This is a genomic window from Rosenbergiella gaditana, assembly GCF_018494065.1.
In the GTDB taxonomy this organism is placed as follows: Bacteria; Pseudomonadota; Gammaproteobacteria; order Enterobacterales; family Enterobacteriaceae; genus Rosenbergiella; species Rosenbergiella gaditana.
In genome coordinates this window covers 1-1510 of record NZ_JABBFR010000053.1, presented here as the reverse complement: position 1 = coordinate 1510, position 1510 = coordinate 1, and the positions used below count along the sequence as shown (strand labels likewise).

Genomic DNA, 1510 nt, shown 5'->3' with positions numbered 1-1510 from the left:
AGCACACGGAGATGGAAGCCACAGAAGCACCTCAAAAACACCATCATACACTAAATCAATAAATTGGAGTCATTACCGGAATTATATAGAATATAGCCTCTTTTTAATAAGGAGTTTACTATGAAACTGTATTTTGCCCCTATGACTTGTTCTCTTTCCCCACATATAGTACTAAAAGAATTAGGTGTGGATTTTAAGCTAGTAAGAATAAATAATAAAACCAAGGTCACAGAGGACGGTGGCAACTTCCTTGAGATTAATCCTAAAGGTTATGTTGCAGCTCTTGAGTTAGATGATGGTGAGGTTATAACAGAAGGGCCGGCTATACTAACATATATTATTGAGAAATTTAATTGGAAGACTATTGATAATAATAATCTTTGTAAGATAAGACTATTGGAGTGGTTATGTTTTATATCTTCTGAACTTCATGGAGGAAGTGCACCATTATTCAATGACTCTATTCCAGATGAAGTGAAAAATATTTTTAAAGAAAAATTATATAAAAGATACGATTATTTAAGTGATGTTTTATCTAAAACAGGATATTTACTGGATGATTTTAGTCCTGCTGACTGTTACTTATATGCTGTTTTATTGTGGCTCCCTAATTTTAATATAGACATTTCGAGATGGCCCGTCTTAGACGCATTTATGGAAAAAATGTCTAAAAAGAAATCAGTTCAAGAAGCTATTGATGCTGAACGTAATACAAAGGAATGCTGATTTGACAAGCCTGATAAAAATCCCCGGGAAATTTCCAGGTCGAGTGCAAGCTACTTGTTATGAATCCCTAATTTGGCTTGTTTCAGCCAGTAGCTCTAAGGTTAATGATTTTGAAAAACAGGTGATTGAGTGCTTTGATACTTTATCAGAAAACCTAAAAAATCTTGGAAGTGAAAGTCGTAATCTTATATCCGTTACAGTATTGCTTTCGGATATGAATAATAAAGAGATTTTTGATAATCTCTGGAGTAAGTGGATTGGTGATAATCCTTCAGCTTGGCCACAACGTTCTTGTTTTGGTGTACAACTTGGTAAGGGGCTATTAGTTGAAATAACTGCTTTGGCTTATAAACACTGATCTAACGTCATACTACCTTGGTATATATTTTTTTACTGAGGTAGTTTTTTTCACACAATAACTTTATATAAATAAGGATTATATAAAGTTATGCTATAATAGCTGTATAGATATACACTTGCTCATTGACGAAAATTATGGCAGTAAATTTTGACGCGTCTACGTGAAAAGTTGGGTAGTTTACCCCGCAAAGTTCGAAACTTTTCACGTAGCGTTACCAAATGGAGGCAGGTTAAAAAATGAACCAATTACCGGAAATTCGTGAATTGAATATGCCAGCCCATCTTGCTCATATCACTGCCGAGGATGTAGCTCGTAATTTACGTAATTTTTTAAGAGATAAGGAAGGCGGTAATGACTCCAATTTATTGATAGTGCTTTATCGTGAGGTAGTACCCGATGACCTTATCATGCAACTCCACCGAC

3 protein-coding genes are annotated in these 1510 nt (G+C 34.8%); all 3 read left to right on the top strand.

What is annotated here, in order from left to right:
* Nucleotides 1-120 precede the first annotated feature (120 nt).
* Complete coding sequence (locus HH682_RS15390) at nt 121-726, top strand: glutathione binding-like protein (protein ID WP_214238359.1); 606 nt, start codon at nt 121-123, stop codon at nt 724-726.
* Nucleotides 698-1084, top strand: a complete 387-nt coding sequence (locus HH682_RS15385; protein ID WP_214238358.1) for a Rid family hydrolase — start codon at nt 698-700, stop codon at nt 1082-1084. Before HH682_RS15390 ends, HH682_RS15385 begins: the two co-directional genes overlap by 29 nt.
* A gap of 239 nt (nt 1085-1323) precedes the next feature.
* Nucleotides 1324-1510 (top strand): hypothetical protein (locus HH682_RS15380; RefSeq protein ID WP_420826227.1); only part of this gene is annotated, 187 nt, incomplete at its 3' end.